The sequence below is a fragment of the Gluconobacter kanchanaburiensis NBRC 103587 genome, from assembly GCF_007988905.1.
In the GTDB taxonomy this organism is placed as follows: Bacteria; Pseudomonadota; Alphaproteobacteria; order Acetobacterales; family Acetobacteraceae; genus Gluconobacter; species Gluconobacter kanchanaburiensis.
Map to the genome: position 1 here is coordinate 1 of NZ_BJVA01000020.1, position 21,676 is coordinate 21,676.

A 21,676-nucleotide genomic window follows, 5' to 3' on the forward strand; every position below is an offset into this window, starting at 1 on the left:
TACCGAACTTGCGATAAGAACGCATCACGAACCCCAGTCCGGAAACGGCCTGGGGTTTTTTTTGTTGTCGGGCCGATGCATAGGTCACGTTTATTTTTGTTCTGTTGATTTTCTTTCGTTTTTCTTGCACGCTCGAGGTTCGTCAGGGGGGTCCCGCCTTAAGGGACTGAGAGGCTGATTAGTGTTGCTAGGGTAACCTGCGGCACGGTGAAGCGACCCTTTGAACCTGACCCAGTTGATACTGGCGTAGGAAGACCGAGGGAATCACATTTCCATAATCGTATGGGAGTGCTCCTATCGGGCCGATTCGGCCCTGTTTGTGTCTATGTGCACAAGGGACGGCGGCTCCCTTTCTGCTTCACGTTCTCCCTGGGTCTTTTCGAGTGCGCTTGAGGAGACACCACATGAACGCTTCCATTCCCGCTATTACGACCGGCCCTCTGCCGGCCTCCAGCAAGATCCATGTCCGTGGCGTGCATCATGACATCGCGGTTCCCCTTCGGCAGATTGCGGTTTCGGGTGAATGTCCGCTGAATGTCTATGACAGTTCAGGCCCCTATACCGATCCATCCGTTAGCATCGACATCGCAAAGGGCCTGTCGGATAGCCGGGGAAACTGGCTGCGCGATCGTGGAGACGTGGAAGAGTATAAAGGGCGGACGATCACGGCAGCCGATAACGGTTTTGCACAGGGTGACCGCCTGACTCCGAGCTTTCCGCAGCAACGTCGCCCCCTGCGGGCTGTTGGAGATCGCGCCGTCACACAGATGGCCTATGCTCGTGCGGGGATCATCACACCGGAAATGGAATTCGTCGCGATCCGCGAAAATATCGGCCGGACGGAAGCCCTGAAAGAGTTTCGCGACGGCGAGGATTTCGGAGCCAGCATTCCGGATTTCGTGACGCCGGAATTCGTGCGGCAGGAAATTGCCTCGGGTCGCGCCATTATTCCCGCCAATATCAATCACCGAGAACTCGAACCGATGATTATTGGCCGTAACTTCCTTGTGAAGATCAATGCCAATATCGGTAACTCGGCCGTGACGTCTTCGATGGAAGAAGAAGTCGAGAAGATGGTGTGGTCCATCCGCTGGGGCGCGGATACGGTCATGGATCTCTCAACGGGCCGCAATATTCACAACATCCGCGACTGGATCATCCGCAACGCGCCTGTGCCGATCGGGACGGTTCCGCTCTATCAGGCGCTGGAGAAGGTTGGCGGAATTGCGGAAGACCTGACATGGGAAATCTTCCGCGATACGCTGATCGAACAGGCGGAGCAGGGGGTGGATTATTTTACCATCCATGCCGGTGTCCGCCTGCACATGATCCCGCTGACGGCGCGTCGCGTGACGGGCATTGTCTCCCGTGGTGGCTCCATCATGGCGAAATGGTGTCTGCATCATCATCGCGAGAGCTTCCTGTACGAACATTTTGATGAAATCTGCGATATCTGCCGTCGTTATGACGTGTCGTTCTCACTGGGCGACGGACTGCGCCCCGGTTCGATTGCGGATGCCAATGACGCGGCGCAGTTCGCGGAGTTGGAAACCCTTGGCGAACTGACAAAAATCGCCTGGTCGAAAGATTGTCAGGTTATGATCGAAGGGCCGGGCCATGTGCCGATGCATAAGATCAAGGCCAACATGGACAAGCAGCTTGAGCACTGCCACGAGGCACCGTTCTACACGCTTGGCCCGCTGACGACCGACATTGCGCCGGGTTACGACCACATTACCTCCGCCATTGGTGCGGCCATGATCGGCTGGTTCGGAACGGCGATGCTCTGTTATGTGACGCCCAAGGAACATCTGGGCTTGCCGGACCGAAACGACGTCAAAACCGGTGTCATCACCTACAAGCTTGCAGCGCATGCGGCGGATCTGGCGAAGGGGCATCCGGGCGCGCAGATGCGTGACGATGCACTGTCCCGTGCGCGGTTCGAGTTCCGGTGGGAAGACCAGTTCAATCTGGGTTTGGACCCCGATACGGCGCGGTCCATGCATGACGAGACCCTCCCGAAAGAGGCGCACAAGGTCTCGCATTTCTGTTCGATGTGTGGCCCGAAATTCTGTTCGATGAAGATCTCCCATGACATCCGGGCGGAAGCGGAAAAGCAGGCCGGAATGGAAGAAATGGCCGGGAAGTTCCGGGAAGGCGGCGAGCTTTATGTTCCCGTGACGGAACCGGCGGAATGATTTATTCCGTCCTGGGGGAGGGGGTTGCGGCGCTATGTTGTGCCACGGCCCTTTCCGACCGGGGTCTTGACGTGGAAGTCATCGTCCCGGAGGGCAGTCGAGAGGCGGCATCACGGTTCGCAGGGGGAATGCTGGCCCCATTCTGCGAGGGGGAAAGCGCGCCCGACCTGATCGTAGCGCAGGGGCAGGCGGCGGTAGATTGGTGGGCGGCTCATGTTCCGGGCGTCACAAAGCGTGGCACGCTTGTCGTCGCCCCACCGCGTGATGGTGCCGAACTGGATCGTTTTGCGCGCGCTACGCAGGAGCACGACTGGGTCGTCCCCGGCGATCTGGAGCCGGATCTGGAGGGGCGGTTTGCACGCGGACTGTTTTTCCCGACCGAAGCGCATCTGGACCCGCGTAAAGCGCTCGCCAGTCTGCGCGATAGCTTGCTGGCAAAAGGCGTGACCTTCCGTTCCGGGACGCCGCGCGGTCATGTCGTGGATTGTCGGGGGCTGGCATCGCGGGACAGTCTCGCCGATCTGCGTGGCGTGCGAGGGGAAATGCTGATCGTGCATGCCTCGGACGTAACGCTGACGCGGCCGGTCCGGCTGCTGCATCCGCGCTTTCCCTGTTACGTCGTGCCAAGAGACGGGGATCGGTACATGATCGGGGCGACCATGGTGGAAAGCGCCCGCCCCGGCCCGGTGACGGCACGGGCGGCGATGGAACTGCTTTCGGCGGCCTATACGCTTCATCCGGGCTTTGCCGAGGCTGAAATCCTTGAACTGGGCGCGGGACTGCGCCCGTCTTTTCCGGACAATATTCCGGCCGTCCGCCATGTCGCGGGGCGGAGTTACGTCAACGGGATGTACCGCCACGGTTTCCTCATGGCGCCCGTCTGCGCCGAGCAACTGGCGGCAGAACTTGCGGAGGTTTATGCGCATGCGGATTGATCTGAACGGCGAGATCGTCAGGACACAGGCCCGGACGCTGGCCGACCTGCTGACCGAACAGGGTTTCGATGCCCCCTGCGTGGCGACGGCCTTGAATGGTGATTTCATTGCCCGTTCCATGCGTGATGCAACCCGTCTGGACGAGGGCATGAAGGTCGAAGTCCTGTCTCCGATGCAGGGAGGCTGACATGTTTTATGGCGTTGATCTGACGTCGCGGTTGATGCTCGGGACGGCTCAGTACCCGTCGCCAGCGGTGTTGCTGGAGGCGATCGAGGCATCTGGCGCGGAGATCATCACGGTTTCGCTGCGGCGGGAGGGCGTTGCGGGGGCTGCGTTCCGGAACATTCTGTCCGAAAGCCGCTGCCGACTGCTGCCGAACACGGCAGGGTGTCATACGGCCCGCGAAGCCGTCACCACGGCGCGCATGGCGCGCGAAGTGTTTGGAACATCGTGGATCAAGCTGGAAGTCATCGGCCATGCCGACACACTCCAGCCGGACCCGTTCGCGCTCGTCGAAGCCGCGCGCGTGCTGTGTGCGGAGGGGTTCGAGGTGTTCCCCTACACAACCGAAGACCTGATCGTGGGGGAAAAACTCCTTGAGGCCGGATGCAGGGTGCTGATGCCGTGGGGCGCGCCGATCGGATCGGGGCAGGGGTTGCGCAATCCTGAAGGTCTGCGGACTATGCGGGCGCATTTCTCCGGGATTCCGCTGGTTGTGGACGCGGGGATCGGCGCGCCAAGTCAGGCGGCACAAGCCATGGAAATGGGTCTGGACGCCATCCTGCTCAATACGGCGGTGGCCAAAGCCGTGGACCCGGCAGCCATGGCGCGGGCATTTGGGCGCGCCATTCAGGCGGGGCGGGAAGCGTTCGAGGCCGGGCTGATGCCCAGACGGGACATGGCCTGCGCCTCAACGCCAGTCTTCGGTTTGGCGGAGCTGGCGTGATGACAGTGCTTGATCCGTTTTATCTTTTGGTGGGCGATGTGGCGTTTCTGGAAACGCTGCTGCCCTGTGGCGTGCGTCTGGTTCAGCTTCGGCTGAAGGACATGACGGAGCCGGAACTGCGCCGTCAGATCCGTCATGCGCGGACGCTGTGCGCGACACATGGCGCGCAGCTTGTCATCAATGATTACTGGCGTCTTGCGCTGGAACTGGGATGCGATTTCGTCCATCTCGGGCAGGAAGACATGGAGACCGCTGATTTTGATGCTCTGCGGCATGCGGGGATCCGGTTCGGACTGTCCACCCACGATCCGGCGGAACTCGAACGGGCCCTGTCTTACGACCCGGCCTATGTCGCACTTGGTCCCGTATATCCAACGCTTCTGAAGAAAATGAAATGGGGGCCGCAGGGGCTGGAGCGCGTCAGGAACTGGAAAACCCGCGTCGGGGAGACGCCGCTCGTCGCCATCGGCGGCCTTACGCCGGAGCGCCTTGAAGGGGTTTTTGCGGCGGGGGCGGACAGCGCGGCCGTTGTGACGGACATCCAGCAGGCCGAGGACCCGGTGGCGCGCTGTCGGGAATGGGTCGCAGCGACGCAGGCCTACAGACGATGAGCCGTTATTCGCGACAGACCGGGCTTTTCCCGCAGGGGGAAGCGGACCAGAAGCGCCTTTTGGACGCCCATATCCTGGTGGTGGGCGCGGGAGGTCTGGGTGCGACTGTTCTGCCTGCGCTTGCCGGAGCCGGATGCGGGCGGATGACGGTGGTCGATCATGATCGTGTGGATGAGAGCAACCTGCATCGTCAGACGCTCTTTCGCACGGACGATATCGGCCGCTTCAAGGCATCCTGCGTGGTTAGCCGGCTGTCGGACCTGAATCCGGACTGTCAGATCGTACCTGTGGCAGAGCGTCTGGAGCCGGCACTGGCCCGGAGCCTCCTGACGGATGTGTCCGTTGTCGTGGATGCGGCGGACAGCGTGGCGGTCACCTATCTGTTGTCCGATCTGTGTGCTGAAGCAGGTCTGCCCCTCGTGAGTGCTTCGGTGCTTGGACGGTCGGGATATGCGGGCGGGTTCTGCGGCACGGCGCCGGATTACCGGGCTGTTTTCCCGGATCTTCCCGCCATTCTGCCGAATTGCGCGGAAGCCGGTGTGATGGGGCCTGCTGTGGCGGCGCTCGGAGCCATACAGGCGCAGTTGGTGCTCTCCGTTCTGCTTCAGACACAGCCCTCTCCGCTGGGGCAGATCATGACGCTGGATCTGGAGCGCTGGAGAAGTTCGTCTTTCCGCTTCGATACGGCTCCTCCGGCGGAAGGAAACGGCCCTTTCGTTCTTGGTCTTGCAGAGATTGCGGAAGCGGATCGGGTGTTCGATCTTCGTGGGGCGGACGAAGAGGGCCCCCCTTCCGTGGAATGGGCGGTTCGTGGCGCGATCGAACACCCGGAAATGCTGGCTCCAGCGGCCGGAAGAACCGTTTTTGTCTGTGCCAGTGGCCTGCGGGCTTGGCGTGCCGCTAAGCGTTTTTCCGGGAAGAACGGTGGCGCCGCGTTCATTGCGGCAACGGGCCGGTGACGCGTCCCGTCCTTCTGATCGGCGGTATGGATTCCAGCGGCGGGGCCGGACTGGCGCGTGACCTGCTTGCGGTTCATGACGCGGGTCTGACGGCGCATATGGCTGTCACGATCGTCACGGCCCAGACCGATCGCGCCGTGCTGGCCGTGGAGCCTGTCTCACCGACAGTGCTGATCGCCCAGATTGATGCTGCGCTGGAAGACGGCGTGGGAGCCGTTAAGATCGGAGCCATGGGGAATGCAGCGTTCGTGCGTATTGTGGCGGCACGTCTGCCCGATGTGCCGGTCGTTCTGGATCCGGTCCTCTGTTCCAGTTCGGGTCATACCCTTCTGGAGCCGGCAGGAATTCGGGCGCTTCTTGAAGATATCCTGCCGCACACGACTGTCCTCACGCCCAATCTGCCGGAACTTGCCACGTTGGGAACTGCTCTGGGGTTTGACGTGTCCGCAGGGCAGGGGGATGTGGTGGCTGCACTTCTGGCCCAGGGCTGTCAGAGCGTTCTGGTCAAAGGCGGGCATGATCATCAGGCCCCGTCTGCGACCGATATCCTCTATCAGCGCGACGGCCTGCCTTTGTCCTTCGGGTCCGTGAGATACCCGTTCGACCTCAGGGGAACGGGATGCCAGCTCGCCAGTGGGCTGGCTGCGGGACTGGCGCAAGGAAACTTCATACCACAAGCTGTGAGAGCCGCCCGGGCCGGGCTTGAGGACCGTTTCAGAATGGAGCAGGCGAGACTTTCCCGTGCCTGCTCTGTGTGAGCCGACGGCTCAGCGATGATCGAACGGTCGTTCGTCGCTGCCGACCTGACGGAGATACAGATGACGAAAGTCAGGTTTCGTATTGACGAAAACCGGCAGCGTCATGCCGCCGATGACAGGACCATCGGTGAGGAGCGTTGCGGTTGTCAGACGGGGTAATTCCCGCTCCCGGATAGCGCTTAACGAGGGGAGGAGCGGATAGGCGCGTTCAACCAGTGCCGACAGGACCGAGTGCGGAAAGCCGCCGCTGAGAAAAATCGTTTCGGGATCAAAGGCCGTCTCCACGATCGCAACCAGAACGCGCAGGGTTCTTGCAGCTGTCTCCATCCAGTGCATGAGGGCGCTGTCGCGGCGGGCGTGCATGTTGCCAATGGCCTCTGGTGTCAGTTCCGCGACCGGACAGCGCAGCATGCGGGCGATCGCATGGAGGGAAAGCTGGTCATCGATTACGTTCCCCGCGCTGTCGGGCACACAGAGCGAGAGCGGCAGAAGACCGAGCTCGCCCGCGTTGCCACGCGCCCCTTTCATGGGCATGCCGTCCACGACGATGCCGGCTCCGGTTCCATATCCGATATAGATCAAAACGGCATTTCGCGGTGAGATGCCGGGATGAGAAAACAGTTCGGCCATCGCGGCCGCGGTCGCGTCATTTTCCATGAGGACGGGCAGGCCCAGCAGGGAGCCAAGTTTGCCCGCCATATCAAAGCCGCGCCACAGATCCCAGCCCGGCATGGTCATCTCGGCTTCATACGTATCCGCGTTCAGCGTCGGAAGAACGAGGCCTATTCCCCAGATCTTGTGTTTTTCGATACCGCTCTCACGGATCATCGTTTCCGCAAGACGTGCCATGACTGTCGCCGTAGCCGTGGGATCGGTTGTCTCTCCCGTCCACTCGATCCGCTGGCGGATATTGAGCAGAAGATCGCCGAGGACAACGGAAATCCGCCCCTGATCAACATGCATCCCCAGCGAATATCCCGCATCCGGATTGGGGGCGAGATAGGTCTGGGGCTGGCCGCGCTGGCCTACGGATTTGCCGACCTCGTGGATCAGACCCTGCGTCAGAAGTTCGCGGGTGATCCCTGAGATCGTCTGCGGTTTGAGGCCGATGCGGTCCGCGATATCCACGCGGCTCAGCGGCCCCGCCTGATGGAGAAGCTCGAAGATCAGGCGACGGTTGTAAATCCGGGAATAGGCCTGCCCGGCACCGTCTGATCTCGTATTTTCAGTCATTTGACAGCCCCCGCAGTCAGACCGGAGGCAATGCGGTTCTGAAAGAACAGGACGAGCAGGATCGGAGGGAGAGTGGCGAGGAGAGATGCGGCCATGATGGTTCCGAAAGGAAGTTCAAACCGGCCTGGGGCGGAAATCAGTCCGATACCGACCGGGAGGGTACGGGCTGAGTCGTTCAGTGTGAAGGTCAGGGCAAAAAGAAACTCGTTCCAGCATGTCATGATGTTCAGAAGTCCTGTGGCGGCAATTCCCGGCCAGACGAGTGGCAGATGAATGCTGAGGATACGGCGCGTCAGGCCACAGCCATCAAGTTTTGCAGCGTCGTCCAGTTCTGCCGGAAGGTCCCGGAAGAAGCCGCTCAATAACCAGATCGTGAAAGGCAGGGCAAAGAACAGATCAGCGAAAATGAGGCTTCCCACATGGTCATACAGCCCCAGGGCCGAGATCAGTTCAAAAAGTCCCGACAGGATGGCGATCGGGGGCAGCATGGAACACAGGAGCAGAAGAACCAGTATCGTTTTCCGGCCGGCAAAGGTCATCTGCCCAAGGGCATAGGCGGCGGGAATGCCAAGAATGAGGGACAGGAGTGTAATCGAACCGGCGCAAAGGACCGAGTTGAATGTCTCCCGCCACAGCGCCGGACCGCCAAGAACTGTTCTGTAATTGCCGAGATCCGGTGTGGTGAGCAGGGCCGTGGAAAAGAGTGTGGTTCCGTGACGGAAGGACGTAACCAGCGCCCAGTAGAGAGGGAAAAGGGTATGCAGGAGGATGAAAGCCAGCATGATCAGGCGTCCGGCTCCCGGCATGTCCGTTGTCACTCTCACGAGGAACGCAGCCACGTGGGAACCTTCAGGCACATCGCATAGAGAACGCCTGCAAGACCGATAATGCCAAGGGTCCCGAGCGCCGCTGCTGCGCCATAGCCAGGTGCGCCGAACTGGACGATCTGGGTCTGGACGAATGCCGAGAGGGTCATGCCACCTGTATCCGTTCCGTACAGCACACTGGCCAGATCGAACATCCGCAGCGCATCCAGCAGACGGAACAGCACGGCAATGGACAGGACCGGGGCAACAAGGGGCAGGGTTATGGCGATGAAGCGCTGCCGGGCAGAGGCACCATCCAGTCTGGCCGCTTCGAGAACATCCGTGGGGATGGACTGCAATCCTGCAAGCGAGAGCAGGGCCATGAAGGGCGTGGCCTGCCAGAAATCTATGGCGACCATGACGGCGATCATGCTGCGCGGATGGGTGGTCCAGGCCCCCCCCTGATGCAGCAGACCGGCGCGGACCAGCAATGCGTTGATGATGCCGTACTGGTCGTTGAGCATCCAGTTCCACAGCCGTGCGGCTACCACCGCGGGTACGGCCCAGGGCAGAAGGATGATGGCAAGTAGAATGCCCCGGGTCCTCATGCCGTAGCCCTGAAGAAACCCCGCAATCGCCAGCCCTGCACAGGTTTCGCTGATGACGGCTGCGGAGGCGAAAAGCAGGGTCGTGCCGACGGCTTTCCACCATGCCATGTCCTGAAGAAGCGTTCTGAAATTGGTCAGGCTCCACCCCGGCTCTGCCGGCATGAAGCCGTGTGGATCATCATGAAACGCAAGCCAGACTGTCCGCGCGAACGGGAGAGCGATCACCCCTGCCAGAACGATCATGGCCGGGGCAACGAGAGCCCAGGGCCGCCAGTCGAAACTCCTGAATGCAAGCCTCATCGGGCGCGGTACAGTCAGCACGGAGCAGTCAGTCCGCCGCCAGCGCGCTTAGCGCCGCACCGATGATGCCGGACTGTTCGCCCAGCCCGGCGATCAGGATGGGAATGTCCGCACAGGACCGCTCCCAGATATTCGCGCGGACATGTTCCTCCAGTTTCTGACGGTACAGCCCCTCGGAGCATCCCAGGCCGCCCCCCAGAACAATTTTCTCGGGGTCGAGCATGTTGATGGTCTGGGCGATGAGACGGCCTGTCATGTCGGCGGCATCCTCGATGACGCTCCGGGCGAGCGTGTTTCCCGCAGAGGCAAGGGTTTCAAGCGTATGTCCCCCTTCCTTCAGGCTTTCACCGCCCCGCGCGGCCCACAGGCGCTCCATCCCCAGTCCGGACGCGAAATCCTCTGGAATGGCGACGCTAAGACGGCCGCGATCCTGTGTGGGAACGGCAAGGGCGGAACTGGCAAAATGAATGGCGAACCCGTGTGTTCCTTTGTAGGGACGCCCCTTGAGGCACAGCGTATAGCTGATTCCCGATCCGAGCGAGAAATAGGCAAAACTGTCGCAGGACTGTCCTGAGCCAAAACGGGCTTCCGCGAATGCCGCGGCCCTGACATCGCTTTCCAGACGAACGGAAACCCCTGTGCGTTCACGGATGATACCTGCGAGACCGGGAAGAGCGAAATTCCAGGTGCTGCGGATCTGTCCCTGCCTGTCAACAAGTTCCGGTACCGCAATGCCCGCTGTCTGCGGCATATCCTCCGGACCGTTGGCATCCCGCCGGGCATCGGTCAGGACCTGCGTGACGACATCGCTGATATCGGAAACGATTTCGTCCGGTGTAACATGACGCCGTGTGGGAATGCGCGTGAGAAAACGGATGTCTCCCGTGCTGGGATCGACAACGCCCGCAGCGATCTTGGTGGCACCAACATCAATTCCGAGAACCGGGGTGCAGGAGAGGGAAACGGTCACAGGCCGAGCCGTTTCAGCACGTTTCTGTTGTGCCGTGCGATGGGAAGAGGCTTGTCAGGCGCACAGGGATACATGTCCTGTTCGACGACGATAAAACCATCGAAGTTCCGTTCGCGCAGGAAATCCACGACTTCGCCAAAGTCCAGAACGCCTTTGTCCAGTTCGCACATCACACCGTTCTGGAAAACGTCCATGAAGGGTGTTCCCGCAGCCATTGCCTTGGCATGGATGTCTCCGTCCAGATTCTTGAAATGATAATACGGGATGCGCGATGCGTGCTGCCGCATGAAAGCGAGGGCGTCCGCGCCCGTATAGGCATGGTGGCCGAAATCGAAGCAGAGTTCGACCTGATCGGCGGGCGTGTCATTCAGGAGCCGCAGAATTTCAGCTTCGGTCTCGATGGCGGTGCCGACATGAGGATGGAACAGGAGGCGCAGGCCGTGCTCCTGCCGGATTTCCTGCGCGATCGTCGTGATGACATGCATCATGCGTCCCCAGACCCCGGATGTTGCGATCCGGGCCTGAGGGGTAAGATACGCGTCGGAATCGTCCATCAGCAGCAGCCACGGAGTGCCCGTGGCAACCAGGTTCCGGCACAGGGGGCGCAGCCGTTCCCGCAGCGTCGCCAGAGCATCCGGGGCACTCAGGGAATGGACGACCGCTGCGCCGCAAAGGCCGAGGCAGCGACTGGACAGGGCATCCTGAAGCTGCACGGGATCAGTCGGCAGATAGCCCCACGGTCCCAGTTCGGTCCAGTCATAGCCGGATGCGGCAACCTCATCGAGATAACGCTCCCAGGGGGTCTGCTTTGGGTCGCTGGCATACCAGACGCCCCAGGCGTCAGGTGCTGTGGCGGTTCGGAAGGTCATGGCTGTTGTCTCTCAATGAGTGAACTGGAAGAGGATCGGAAAGGGGACTGTCGCGACCACTGACCCAGCAGGGCAAGACGTTGCAGATCGGAAACAAGCTCGGTAAGGGCCTGTTGCGTGACCCCCGGAGTACGAAGAACATCCTTGAAGCGGTTCGCCATCATCCATGAGACGCGGGGATAATCGACGCCCGTCTGCGCCACGGGACGCAGCTCCAGCGATGACAGGGCGGGGCGAATGGTGTCGAGGATGGGGATCGCGCGCCGGACTTCAGGATCGTCCAGAAGGTCCGTTCGGGCGGGGATATAGCCTCCTGCAAGCGCCTGATGGCGTTCGGTGCTGCCGCTGGTCAGAAAACGCAGCAGGGAGAGGGCTTCGGCCGCATGCTCCGTATTGCGTGCGATGCCGAGATAGACTGTGCCGTCCATCCCCGTTGCGGAACTCGTGGCATCCCGTGGAAGGGGGGCAACGCCGATCTTTCCCGAGACCGGGCTGTCGGGATTGTTGGCGAGGGCCCAGGCATACACCCAATTCCGCATGAACACTGCCTGACCCGACTGAAAAATACCGCGGGCATTTTCCTCGTCGTAATTGAGAACGCCGGGAGGAGAGACCGTTCCGACCCAGTGAGCGGCCCGCATCAGGGCATGCTGCAGTCCGGGCAGACTGTTTTTGACCGTTCCATCGGCTTCGACCGGATTTTCCGAAGCGTCCCATTCCAGAACATTGCAGACAAGACTTTCCGTTGTCCGACCCTGCCACACATACCCCCAGACCGGGCGGCCTGCCTGACGTTCGGCGCTCTGGATGAACGCTGCGGTCCGTTCCAGTTCGTCCCAGTGCGTCGGAACGGGCATGTGGTAGCGCTCAAGAAGGTCACGACGATAGAACAGCAGACCGATGTCGCGGTACCAGGGAAGGGCGACCCGCCGACCCCCGACCTGAAAAAGACCGGGCTGGATGCCTCTGTCATCGTCGGCAGGAGGAATATCAAGAAGAAGCGGCGCCAGGGTTCCGATCCAGGTACTATCAAGGATCAGGATATCGGCAGCAGGGTGGGCGGCCGGGAGAAGCTGCCGATACAGTGGCAGGACTGTTCCCCAGTCAGACGGAAGGGCTATGACCCTGACCTCCTGTCCCGTTTTCGCCGTCCAGGTTTGAACGGCCTGATGGCACAGTGACAGCTCGGTGCCACTGGAAGAGCAGAAAATGGTCAAAGGAGCGGCTTCGGCCGAACGTGTGGCGACCATTCCTACCAGAAGCGCGCCGCAAAATATCCATGAACGGCATTTCTGCTTCCTGCGCAGGAAATCTCTTCGATATTCTCGCTTTCTCACGGCGTTTCCGCACTCCGGGTCAGAGCATCAGCCATGAAGAGAGAGGCCGCCGTAATCTGAGCCTGTACCGACGGGTGAAACGGCCTGTCGCTCCATGTGTCGCTGATTCTGGTGCCCGCTTTTCTGGTCGCCCAGGCAGATCGTGCCTGTTGCGACAGCCAGGCTGCTATTTCGGTACATGCTGCGGCGTCGATTCCGGTTGCTGCAATATGCCCAAGTGCCCGAACGAAGATACCGCGAAAAATCCTCGCATCCGTGTTCATTGGTCCGCCGGGCTCCCTGAACGCTCCGGCCGCTGGTGTGAATGCCCGAATGGCGGCCAATGCAATCCGTAACGCTGTCTGTTGGGGCGCACCGTCGTTCGTTAGTGGGACAATTTCCAGAAGTCCATCAAGAATAACGCCCTGATTATAGCTGTAAGCCGGACCGCCATTATTGCGGCACCGGCTGTCCAGCCCATCACTGATCAGGTTGGCGGACGTGATCATTCCGCTCTGCCGAAACCATGCCCAGCTTTTGAGGGCCCAGTTTTTGTAAGCAGGATCATGCGTGGCCTCGTAGAGCCGCGCCGCCGTGCTCAGAAAAAGCTCGTTGGTGATGGCGTTCTTGTAAGTCCGCGCATGATCCCACCAGACGCCGCCTCCGCAATGCCCGTCCCAGTATTTTGAGGCAATGGTATCGAAAATGGCGCGTGCATCCTGAGCCTGGCTCGGGTTGTGAGTGAGGCGCACCATGTCGAGATCGGCCTGTGCAACCCACAGGTCATCGTCGTTTCCATCAAGACCCCGACGGTTCTGAAGTGCGCGTAAAGCAGTACGGCGGAAGAGAACGTTTCCTGAGAGGGCTTCGTAATCCGTCAGCATACTGACTGTCACAAAACGCTGCCAGGCATGCAGTCCCCGCCAGTCCGGGCCGTCAGGCATGCCGTAGCGGGTCATGAGTGTCTGGAGTGTTTTCTCAGCCCGTTGCTGATTGACGGTGGGAGCATCGTGCGACTTCCGGGAGGTCTGTGCGCAGGCATTCCGCACAGAAAGTATTGTGCCGGACGCCAACAGGGTCAGCAGAGCAATCATCCCGACTGCACGGCCGGTCCATCTCCGCCCAGCTCGCATGTGAGCTGAGGGTTTTTCAGCCTGAAATCCTGTGGGGCCTGGGCGGGGCGAAGAACAGTCTGGCATGACGTATCCGTGGTTTATCGCTTAAATTGATACTCGGAGTGGAATAAATCAGGCAAGTTGCTTTTTTATGCTGGTTCGAGCGAGAGCATGCATTCGAAAGTGGCTCAGGTGGAGCAATGGTGACAGATATCATTCGTTCTAAAAAATCCTGTTTCTAAGAGTTTTCAGGTCTTTCCTAATTAAATCTATTATTTTGTTCTAAGTCTCAAAATTTAACGTCATACGTTCACCATTGAGCCCTTCCTGACCCGCATGAGTCATATTTTTCACAGTGCTCAGGCTTTGAGGGACTTCGTAAGAAGTAAAGTGAAGTTTTTGCGAAAAACGTTTACTTCTCGGTCTTATAACATTGAAATACCTAGATATCCCCCTGTTTGTATGGAGATGTTCATAAGAATCACGATCGGTCTCGGGGGATGTCAAAAAGGGTTTTTGGGTGTCATGATAGTTTCATCAAGTTCCCGTTGCTAAACAGGCCTGCTGTCCAATAAATCAACTCCGGGAAATTAATTCGCGGCAGGGATCATTCATGATGGTGAAACGGGTAACTCTCGGGCTGATCGGTGCTGGCGAAGTGGCCCAGCTCATTCATCTCCCGATTCTTCACCAGTTGTCGGATCGGTTTGAGGTTGTTTCGCTCTATGATCCGTCCCCTTCGGTCGCGCAAATGGTAGGCGCGCACTGGGGCGTGCCGCATATCCATACCGATATCGAAAGCTTTTTCTCTGATCGGGTTTTTGATGCCGTCATGGTCCTTAGTCCGGATCAGTACCATGCCGAACATGCGCGCATGGCATTTGCGGCCGGACTGCATGTTTTTCTCGAAAAACCGGCCTGCCTGACGGAAGCGGAATTCAGTCTGCTGAACGCCGATTTTGAACGCGCCGACCGTGTAGGTATGGTCGGTTACATGCGCTGTTATGCGCCGGCGTTCCAGAAAGCGCGTGCGTTGCTGCCGGAATTCGGTCCGATCCGCCATGTCCGCATAAGGGACGTTATCTGCGAAGGGCCATGGTTTTTTGGACAGGTAACGCCCGTCGTTGTGCCGGAAGGCGATATCCCGGCCGATCTGCTGGATTCCGGCCGACGGGCACGACGCGATGCTCTTCTCTCCGTGTGCGGAGCAGATGCTTCACCGTCGCTTTTGCGGGGATATGAAGTTCTGACCGGGCTGGGCATTCATGCTTTCTCAGCGATGCGGGTTCTGCTGGGTAGCCCCGTTCGTGTGATTGCGGCGCATTTTGGCGCCACGGGAACGGAAATCAGTATCTGGTTTGATTATGGAAATTTCATCGCGTCTTACGAATGCCTGATTGACGACGTTGCACGATTTGAGTCGTCCATTGAAATACTGTCGAACACGCAGAGCCTCAAGGTTCGTTACGACACGCCGTATATCCGGAACCTGCCCGCAGGGGTCACTTTTCAGGAAACTGTCGGGGCCGGGAACCGTGTGACGGAATATGGTCCATATTACCAGGATCCTTTCAACGCCGAACTGATCGCGTTTTACGATGCCGTTGTGGCGGGTGTAGCGCCTGTCGATCGGTTTTCGAATGCGCTCGCTGATCTGACCCTGTGCCGGCAGATTATCGAAGCCGCAAAAACCACCATGTCGCCCGCCTGAGGCCACGTCTTTCCAACTGAAATCGACGCATGAGCAGGATCTTCCGGATGGGGAGGCTGTTCGTGTGTCCGCTGGAGAAATTCTGATGTCCAAATCTTACCGGCAGCCTTCGCCCTGGAAGGCGTTCAGCTGTCTTATTCCGGTGGTGATTGCAGGGGTCCAGCTCGGACATCCGGCAGCGGCCGAGACGAAATCGTTCAAGAAAGTTCATGCCCGCAAGGCTTTGAAAGCGCATGAGGTTCCTGTCGTTGCCCATGCAAAACCTGCTGTGCCTGCCCCGGTTGTGGCACCGTCCGGGCATGCTGCCCCAAGCGATCTGGTGAGCCATGATCAGGAGCAGATGCATGTCACGGGGTTCGGCACATCTTCAGGACGGCAGCTTAAAGCACCTAATGAAATGATGAGCCTGAGCGCAAAGGATCTTGCACGTCTGCCGGCGCAGAACGTGACGGAAGCGCTGGCTCGGCTGCCGGGCGTCACCGTCATGCCGACCAGCATGCAGGGCAATTTCGGCGGTATCGATACCGCTGCCCGTGGGGCAGGGGCCACGGTGTCCCTGCGTGGCATGAACGGGCAGTATAATATCAACCAGATCAACGGGATCGATGTTGCGGAAGCCGCACCGTTCAGCCGGACCGTATCTCTGGATCTGTTGCCGCCCACCGGTTTTTTCCGGATTGATGCCAATAAGACGCTGACCCCGGGCATGGACGGAGACGCGATCGGCGGTATCGTCAATTTCGAGATGCCGAATGCGTTCGATTATGGCCACGGGACGCACGGTTCCGTGCAGCTTGGCGGTCAGTATAATGAAAAAGCCGCCGATTATGGTGCGAGCGCCATCGGTGGAAATGGTGCGGCGGAAATTTCTTCGGTTTTCGGAAAGTCGGATGAATTCGGCTTTTACATGAGCGGATATTACAACCAGCGCTATTTCGCGGCCGGGGAGCAGACTTATTCAGGCGGCGAATGGGGTGTCTCGCGTGCGATGAATGCGCAAGGTGAGCTTTATCCCGGACAGGACCCGGTCAAAAGCCTTCAGCTTTTCGGCGTCGATCCCCAGGCCAGTATTGGTGTTACGAAGCGCTATGGCGGCACCGCAGGCTTCGAATGGCGCCCCGACAGTGCCACACGCGTATATATCCAGGGAACGGAATCCTATTCGGACACACAGCAGGACATTTATCAGGTCGCGGTGCATGGTAATGATGGCGGTGCTGCGGATAACGGCATGATTTCTTATGTAGAGCAGGCTGACGGCTCTTACGCGCCTTCCATCACGAGAACAAACGTCCATTACTGGTACGAAACAAACCCGACACTGGAACAGCTTGGCACGATGAAGCTGGGTATGGACAAGAAGCTCGGCCGCTTTTCCATTTCTCCCTCAGCATTCCTGAGCTGGGGCACGATCAGTCGCGATCATATCGAGACATCTGCCTGGAATTCGGGTGAAACCACTTTTGAAGGCTCCCCCAATTTCGTTTACCGGGACGGAATGCCCACACTGGGACTGACAGCAGCGCAGGCGGCGGTTGCGAATAATACGCTGAATTTTCCGTCCCATAACCGCGGCGAATATGTTCAGTCCGACGCCTGGCAGCTTCGCACAGGCGCATCGCTCGACATGAGTTACCGTCTTGAGAAATTTCATATCGACACGGTTTCCGCGGGCTTTAAATACCAGACAAGCTGGCGCAATTACGTCAATCGTGACACCGAAGGTCAGGATAACGGGGGCTCAGGCGGCTATCCCGCCGGGGGAACGCTCGCGCAGAGCGGTGTTGTGGATGGCGGACTGTCCTCGCTTATTCCGGGTGCCTATAATTTCTACACGCCGACCATCAGTCGTTCCGTTCTTCTCGGTAAATATCTGGCCGATCCGTATAACTGGAAGTATATGGACAGGGATTCCTGGAATGGAAATACGATCGGCGGGACGGAAAGCGTTTATGCCGGGTATATTTCCGCGCAGATGCATTTCGGAAAGCTTCAGGTCGTCCCCGGCATCCGGTTCGAACAATCCGACCTGCACAATACGTATTGGGCCAGTGGTAATGAAGGCGTATCGACCGCCGATGCCCATTACGGCTGGTCGGCCAGCAACAGCCATTACTTCAAGGCACTGCCGAGCATTCACCTGACCTATCGTCCCTGGCAGGACACCGTCTATCGCGCATCCGTCTGGACCAGCTATACGCGCCCGTCTTTCTTCCAGCTCAGTGGTGGCTCCCAGACCACACGTAATGATGACGGCACGCTGAACATCACGACGGGCAATCCAAACCTCAAGGCCACAACCGCCGTCAACTACGATCTGTCATGGCAGTGGATGCCGAGTTCGACCACGAGCGTTTCAGTGGCCGGGTTCTACAAGCAGCTTTCCAACTACATCTATGACAACGGCGGGTCGTATAATAACCAGACTACGACCGCAGGGATCGCCAACAGCGTATCCCACCCTGAAAACGGGGGAAGTGCTACGCTTTTTGGTGTGGAATTCGCGTTCGAACATCAGTTCAAGGGATTACCTGCTCCTTTTGACGGGTTGGGTGTCCGCGGTACGGCGACCTGGGAAATGTCCCGTGCGCATCTGAACAACGCCTATCTCAGCCCGACGGAAAATATGCAGGATGCACCGCGCTGGATGACCAATGCCGGAGCTTTCTACAACAAGGGACCGTTCCAGTTCGATGTGAACTGGCGCTTTGTGGATGCATATCTGTACCAGTATGGCCTGTGGGGGACGCCCAACAATTTCAAGACGAACCTGAACAGCAGTTCGCTGAATGCGTGGGTGCAGCCGAGCCTGAATCTGGATGCACATATTGGTTATGCGGTGACCAAGCGGCTGCATGTGGATTTCTCGGCGCAGAACCTTGGTGTGAATCGTTTCTATCGTCTGACGATCGGGCGGCACAGCAATGCGGTTCCGCAGAACATCCTGACGTCCCGGACTTTCTTCCTGAACGCCGGTTATCGTTTCTGATTTCCGGCCCGGTTTCCGGAATATCAAAACGCGCCGCCCGGACCTCGCAGTTCGGGCGGCTGCGTCAATTCTTCCACTGACGTGCCAAGACCTTAATGCGGAACACAGCCATGATCTCTTTTCCCCTTGCGTCGCGTCTGGCCATCGCCCTCATGGCGGCGGGAGGTGTCCTGACAGCCACAGGCGCTGTGGCGCAGGACAGTCTACGGCTGGATCAGCTCCAGGTGATCGGTTCGCATAACAGCTATCATGCCGGGCTGGACCCTGCGATCCGCTCCAGGCTTCTGGTTTCTGATCCTGACCTCGTAAAGGAACTGGATTATCAGCATCCGTCATTGACGGCCCAGCTTGATGGCGGCGTCCGGCAGCTTGAACTGGATCTCTATTCGGACAGGGCAGGTGGACGTTTCGCCCATCCGCATCGACCCGGTATTCCGGGAGAGGCGTGGCCGCTGTCGTTATCGGATCAGGCCGTCATGAACCAGCCCGGGTTCAAGGTCATGCACATTCCGGACCTTGACCAGCATGCAAGCTGTCAGCCCCTGCTCAGATGCCTGGGGCAGATCCGGGACTGGTCCAACGCCCATCCGGATCATGTGCCGGTTTTTGTCATTCTGGAAGTCGAGCAGCATAACGACGTCCCCGGCGGAACGGATGTGGAGCCGTTCGATGCGTCGTCATACGATGCGCTTGATGCGGCCATCCGCAGCGTATTTCCTCCTTCCGGGATCGTGACGCCGGACGATGTGCGGGGCGATGCTCCCGATCTGCGCGCGGCAATTCTGGACAGGGGATGGCCTGCCCTGAAACAGGCGCGTGGTAAGGTGATTTTCCTGCTGGATCAGCGGAATGACCGAACGCTTTACCTGAAGGGCCATCCGTCGCTTCGCGGGCGCGTGGCCTTCACGAACGCCGATCCACAGGCGCCGGATGCTGCGTTCACGGAACTCAATGACGGGCCGGCTGCCGACATTGCGGCACTTGTGCGCCGTCATTTTCTGGTCCGGGCACGGGCTGACGCCGATACGGTCGAGGGGCGTTCCGGGGACGGACAGCGTCGGGATGCGATCCTGGCCAGCGGAGCGCAGATTGTCAGCACGGATTACCCGGATGCCGAGCCTGCACGATGGAGCGGCTACCATGTCGGATTTCCTGAGAATACCCCAGCTCGCTGCAACCCCGTTTCCGCGCCGCCCGCGTGCCAGTCTCGTTTGATCGAACCACCCGCTCAGGGAGATTTTCATCTCACGCGGATGATCATGGTGATGCGCCATGGAATTCGTTCCCCGCTTGTCGGTCAGGTGCCTCCCGGCGTTGGAATTCCCGGAGGATGGCCGGCATGGAAGGGCGCGCCGGGCGATCTGACAGCACACGGCGCTGTGGGGATGATGGCGCTTGGAACCTTTGACCGGACCTGGATGACGGATGCGGGACTGATTCCGGCAAAAACCTGCCCGGCAGCAGGGAGCGTGGCCGTCCGCGCCAACTCTTCCGCCCGGACGATTGCCAGTGCCGAGGCTTTCGTGCGCGGTTTCATGCCGGGTTGTCCAATAACCGTCCAGCACAAGCCGCTTGGGCAGCCGGATGTTCTGTTTTCGCCGCTGGATGCGGATCCGGGGAGGTTCGACATGCGTGCAATCGTGCCGCAACTGCCTGATGCAGAACGGATTTTCCGCGAGAGGGAAGCAGCCCTCAGACTTCTGGGCAATGTTCTGACCTGTGCTCCAGGCGCCTGTGATTTTCTGCATGCGCCTGCGCATATTGCTGCCGATGCTACGGGACATCAGCTTGTGCTGTCGGGGCCGGTCGCGCAGGCCTCGTCGCTGTCAGAAGCGCTCATGCTGGCGTATCTGGACGGACGTCCTCTTTTGCAGACTCCATCCGGCACTCTGGATGTTGGACAGCTTGGGACATTGAGTGCGTTGCATGCCGGGATGCTGGAAGCGGTGGTCCGTCCGCGGGCGCTGGCCGAACTGTTGTCGCGCGACATGAGAACGCGGCTGCTCAAGGATCTCATGCAGGAAGACGGTCCTGTATTCAGACTGTATATGGGACACGACGACACGATCGCCCCGCTTCTGACCATGCTGGGAATTCATATCCGTGTTCCGGGTTATGCGGAGGATGAAATTCCCATCGGCTCGGCTCTGGGTTTTGCGGTGTATGATAACGGGAACGGAGAGCGACGTGTACGTCTCCTGATCCAGTCCCAGACACCCCAGGCTCTTCGCGAACCTGATAGGGCTGAACTGCCTGTCGTGCTCTACCCGCAGGTTCCTGACTGTATCCTTTCCGGCGGAATGTGCCTTCTGGAAAATCTCGCAGGCCGCCTCTCGGCGTCGCTTTAGGCTTATGGATCGTCGGCCGTTCGCGCGCTCTGCTGGGAATCAGGGCGCCGGGCGGCTTTCACAGCGTTTTTTCGATCTGACTGAGGAAGGCCGTAGCGGCTTTGCCTGGAGAGCGCTCTTTGTGCCGCAATCCGAAAAATGTTCGCGTTCCCAGATCCGCGGGGATGATGTGAAGCGTTCCCGCGGCGACGGCCGGCGCCACAACAAGCGAGGACAGGGCCGCTATTCCGAAGCCTGCCTCGACTGCGGTCCTGACACTTTCGTTTGACGGCAATACAAGAAATTCTTCAAGATTTTCCGGTCGTACACCGATTTTCCGCAGACAATCGTCGGCGCAGGACCGTGTGCCGGATCCCCGTTCGCGCATGATCCAGGGAGCCTTTTCAAGCCATGTCGCACTCACCGTACGGGTCTTGAATACTCCGGCCTGCACCAGATGAAGACGGTCCTCCCCGACAGCCCACTGGGCAAGGAGCGGGTCACGGATTTCGCCTTCGATAAAGCCCAGATCAGATTGCCCTTCCCGAATATGGGCTGCCACCTGTTCGGTATTGCCAATTTTCAGATCGACGGTCACTCCCGGGAACTGACGGCGAAATGCGCTGAGCGGTGCAGGCAGCCAGTAAGCCGCAATCGTCTGGCTGGCGACGACCCTCAGAGTGCCGCGCTTCAGGCCATTGAGTTCATCCAGAACGGCTTCCGCGCTCCTCGCCTGGGCCAGAACGCGACGGGCTTCTTCCAGAAAAACCTGACCTTCCTCTGTCAGGACGATGTTTCGCCCGACCCGGTGGAAGAGCTTGACGCCGTGGCGCTCTTCGAGAGCCGCAATGGCCGCCGAGGCGGTTGACTGGGTGATATTGAGCATGCGCGCAGCCGCAGTCACATGCTCCAGCTCTGCAACACCAACGAAAATCCGCAGTTGTTCGAGGGTCATGAGCAGCTTCAATCAATCGTTTTTGACGAACGGAATAAGGAAAACAATTTGTTATATTAATTATTTCCT

The 21,676-nt window shown here is 59.3% G+C and carries 18 protein-coding genes and 1 riboswitch; of the genes, 10 read left to right on the top strand and 8 right to left on the bottom strand.

From position 1 onward, the window contains the following. Nucleotides 1-134 precede the first annotated feature (134 nt). A riboswitch (TPP riboswitch) is annotated at nt 135-270 on the top strand. A 134-nt stretch (nt 271-404) separates the two neighbouring features. From thiC to thiD, 7 genes are read left to right on the top strand one after another with little or no spacing between them, the layout of a single operon-like run. Further along, complete coding sequence (gene thiC / locus GKA01_RS12165; RefSeq protein ID WP_146863512.1) at nt 405-2,198, top strand: phosphomethylpyrimidine synthase ThiC; 1,794 nt, start codon at nt 405-407, stop codon at nt 2,196-2,198. Beyond that, complete coding sequence (locus tag GKA01_RS12170) at nt 2,195-3,133, top strand: FAD-dependent oxidoreductase (RefSeq protein WP_146863515.1); 939 nt, start codon at nt 2,195-2,197, stop codon at nt 3,131-3,133. Before thiC ends, GKA01_RS12170 begins: the two co-directional genes overlap by 4 nt. After that, nucleotides 3,123-3,320, top strand: coding sequence for a sulfur carrier protein ThiS (gene thiS, locus GKA01_RS12175; RefSeq protein ID WP_146863518.1), 198 nt, complete (start codon nt 3,123-3,125; stop codon nt 3,318-3,320). The genes GKA01_RS12170 and thiS overlap by 11 nt, the downstream gene beginning before the upstream one ends. Before the next feature lies 1 nt (nt 3,321). Beyond that, nucleotides 3,322-4,080, top strand: a complete 759-nt coding sequence (locus GKA01_RS12180) for a thiazole synthase (protein WP_146863521.1) — start codon at nt 3,322-3,324, stop codon at nt 4,078-4,080. After that, nucleotides 4,080-4,691 (top strand): thiamine phosphate synthase, encoded by a 612-nt coding sequence (locus GKA01_RS12185; RefSeq protein ID WP_146863584.1) that lies wholly within the window; start codon nt 4,080-4,082, stop codon nt 4,689-4,691. The genes GKA01_RS12180 and GKA01_RS12185 overlap by 1 nt, the downstream gene beginning before the upstream one ends. Beyond that, complete coding sequence (locus tag GKA01_RS12190; RefSeq protein ID WP_146863524.1) at nt 4,688-5,650, top strand: HesA/MoeB/ThiF family protein; 963 nt, start codon at nt 4,688-4,690, stop codon at nt 5,648-5,650. The genes GKA01_RS12185 and GKA01_RS12190 overlap by 4 nt, the downstream gene beginning before the upstream one ends. Continuing rightward, nucleotides 5,647-6,408, top strand: a complete 762-nt coding sequence (gene thiD / locus GKA01_RS12195) for a bifunctional hydroxymethylpyrimidine kinase/phosphomethylpyrimidine kinase (protein WP_146863527.1) — start codon at nt 5,647-5,649, stop codon at nt 6,406-6,408. Before GKA01_RS12190 ends, thiD begins: the two co-directional genes overlap by 4 nt. Nucleotides 6,409-6,417: 9 nt before the next feature. On the opposite strand, the gene GKA01_RS12200 is transcribed toward thiD, so the two are convergent. The 7 genes from GKA01_RS12200 to GKA01_RS12230 form a co-directional block, all read right to left on the bottom strand. Further along, a complete protein-coding gene (locus GKA01_RS12200; RefSeq protein ID WP_146863530.1) occupies nt 6,418-7,641 on the bottom strand; it encodes an ROK family transcriptional regulator in 1,224 nt (407 codons plus the stop codon). Continuing rightward, nucleotides 7,638-8,480 (bottom strand): carbohydrate ABC transporter permease, encoded by an 843-nt coding sequence (locus tag GKA01_RS12205; RefSeq protein ID WP_306309785.1) that lies wholly within the window; start codon nt 8,478-8,480, stop codon nt 7,638-7,640. The genes GKA01_RS12200 and GKA01_RS12205 overlap by 4 nt, the downstream gene beginning before the upstream one ends. After that, nucleotides 8,462-9,376 (bottom strand): carbohydrate ABC transporter permease, encoded by a 915-nt coding sequence (locus GKA01_RS12210; RefSeq protein ID WP_244289211.1) that lies wholly within the window; start codon nt 9,374-9,376, stop codon nt 8,462-8,464. Before GKA01_RS12210 ends, GKA01_RS12205 begins: the two co-directional genes overlap by 19 nt. Before the next feature lie 7 nt (nt 9,377-9,383). Continuing rightward, the gene (locus tag GKA01_RS12215) at nt 9,384-10,325 is read right to left on the bottom strand and encodes an ROK family protein (protein WP_146863536.1); all 942 of its coding nucleotides are present in this window, start codon (nt 10,323-10,325) and stop codon (nt 9,384-9,386) included. Further along, entirely contained in the window at nt 10,322-11,194 is an 873-nt protein-coding gene (locus GKA01_RS12220; RefSeq protein ID WP_146863539.1) for a sugar phosphate isomerase/epimerase family protein, read from the bottom strand. The genes GKA01_RS12215 and GKA01_RS12220 overlap by 4 nt, the downstream gene beginning before the upstream one ends. Further along, nucleotides 11,191-12,444 (bottom strand): extracellular solute-binding protein, encoded by a 1,254-nt coding sequence (locus GKA01_RS12225; protein ID WP_146863542.1) that lies wholly within the window; start codon nt 12,442-12,444, stop codon nt 11,191-11,193. Before GKA01_RS12225 ends, GKA01_RS12220 begins: the two co-directional genes overlap by 4 nt. 83 nt (nt 12,445-12,527) lie before the next feature. Then, nucleotides 12,528-13,604, bottom strand: coding sequence for a glycoside hydrolase family 76 protein (locus GKA01_RS12230; protein WP_228120055.1), 1,077 nt, complete (start codon nt 13,602-13,604; stop codon nt 12,528-12,530). Nucleotides 13,605-14,238: 634 nt separating this feature from the next. Here GKA01_RS12230 and GKA01_RS12235 point away from each other — a divergent pair. From GKA01_RS12235 to GKA01_RS12245, 3 genes are all read left to right on the top strand, one after another. Further along, a complete protein-coding gene (locus GKA01_RS12235) occupies nt 14,239-15,336 on the top strand; it encodes a Gfo/Idh/MocA family protein (RefSeq protein WP_228120056.1) in 1,098 nt (365 codons plus the stop codon). 85 nt (nt 15,337-15,421) lie between these two features. Next, entirely contained in the window at nt 15,422-18,325 is a 2,904-nt protein-coding gene (locus tag GKA01_RS12240; protein WP_146863545.1) for a TonB-dependent receptor, read from the top strand. Between the two features lie 110 nt (nt 18,326-18,435). Beyond that, nucleotides 18,436-20,673 carry a Ca2+-dependent phosphoinositide-specific phospholipase C gene (locus tag GKA01_RS12245; RefSeq protein WP_146863548.1) on the top strand — a complete coding sequence of 746 codons (2,238 nt, stop codon included), beginning with the start codon at nt 18,436-18,438 and terminating at the stop codon, nt 20,671-20,673. Between the two features lie 58 nt (nt 20,674-20,731). Here GKA01_RS12245 and GKA01_RS12250 read toward each other — a convergent pair whose 3' ends face one another. Next, a complete protein-coding gene (locus GKA01_RS12250) occupies nt 20,732-21,607 on the bottom strand; it encodes a LysR substrate-binding domain-containing protein (protein ID WP_228120057.1) in 876 nt (291 codons plus the stop codon). Nucleotides 21,608-21,676 lie beyond the last annotated feature (69 nt).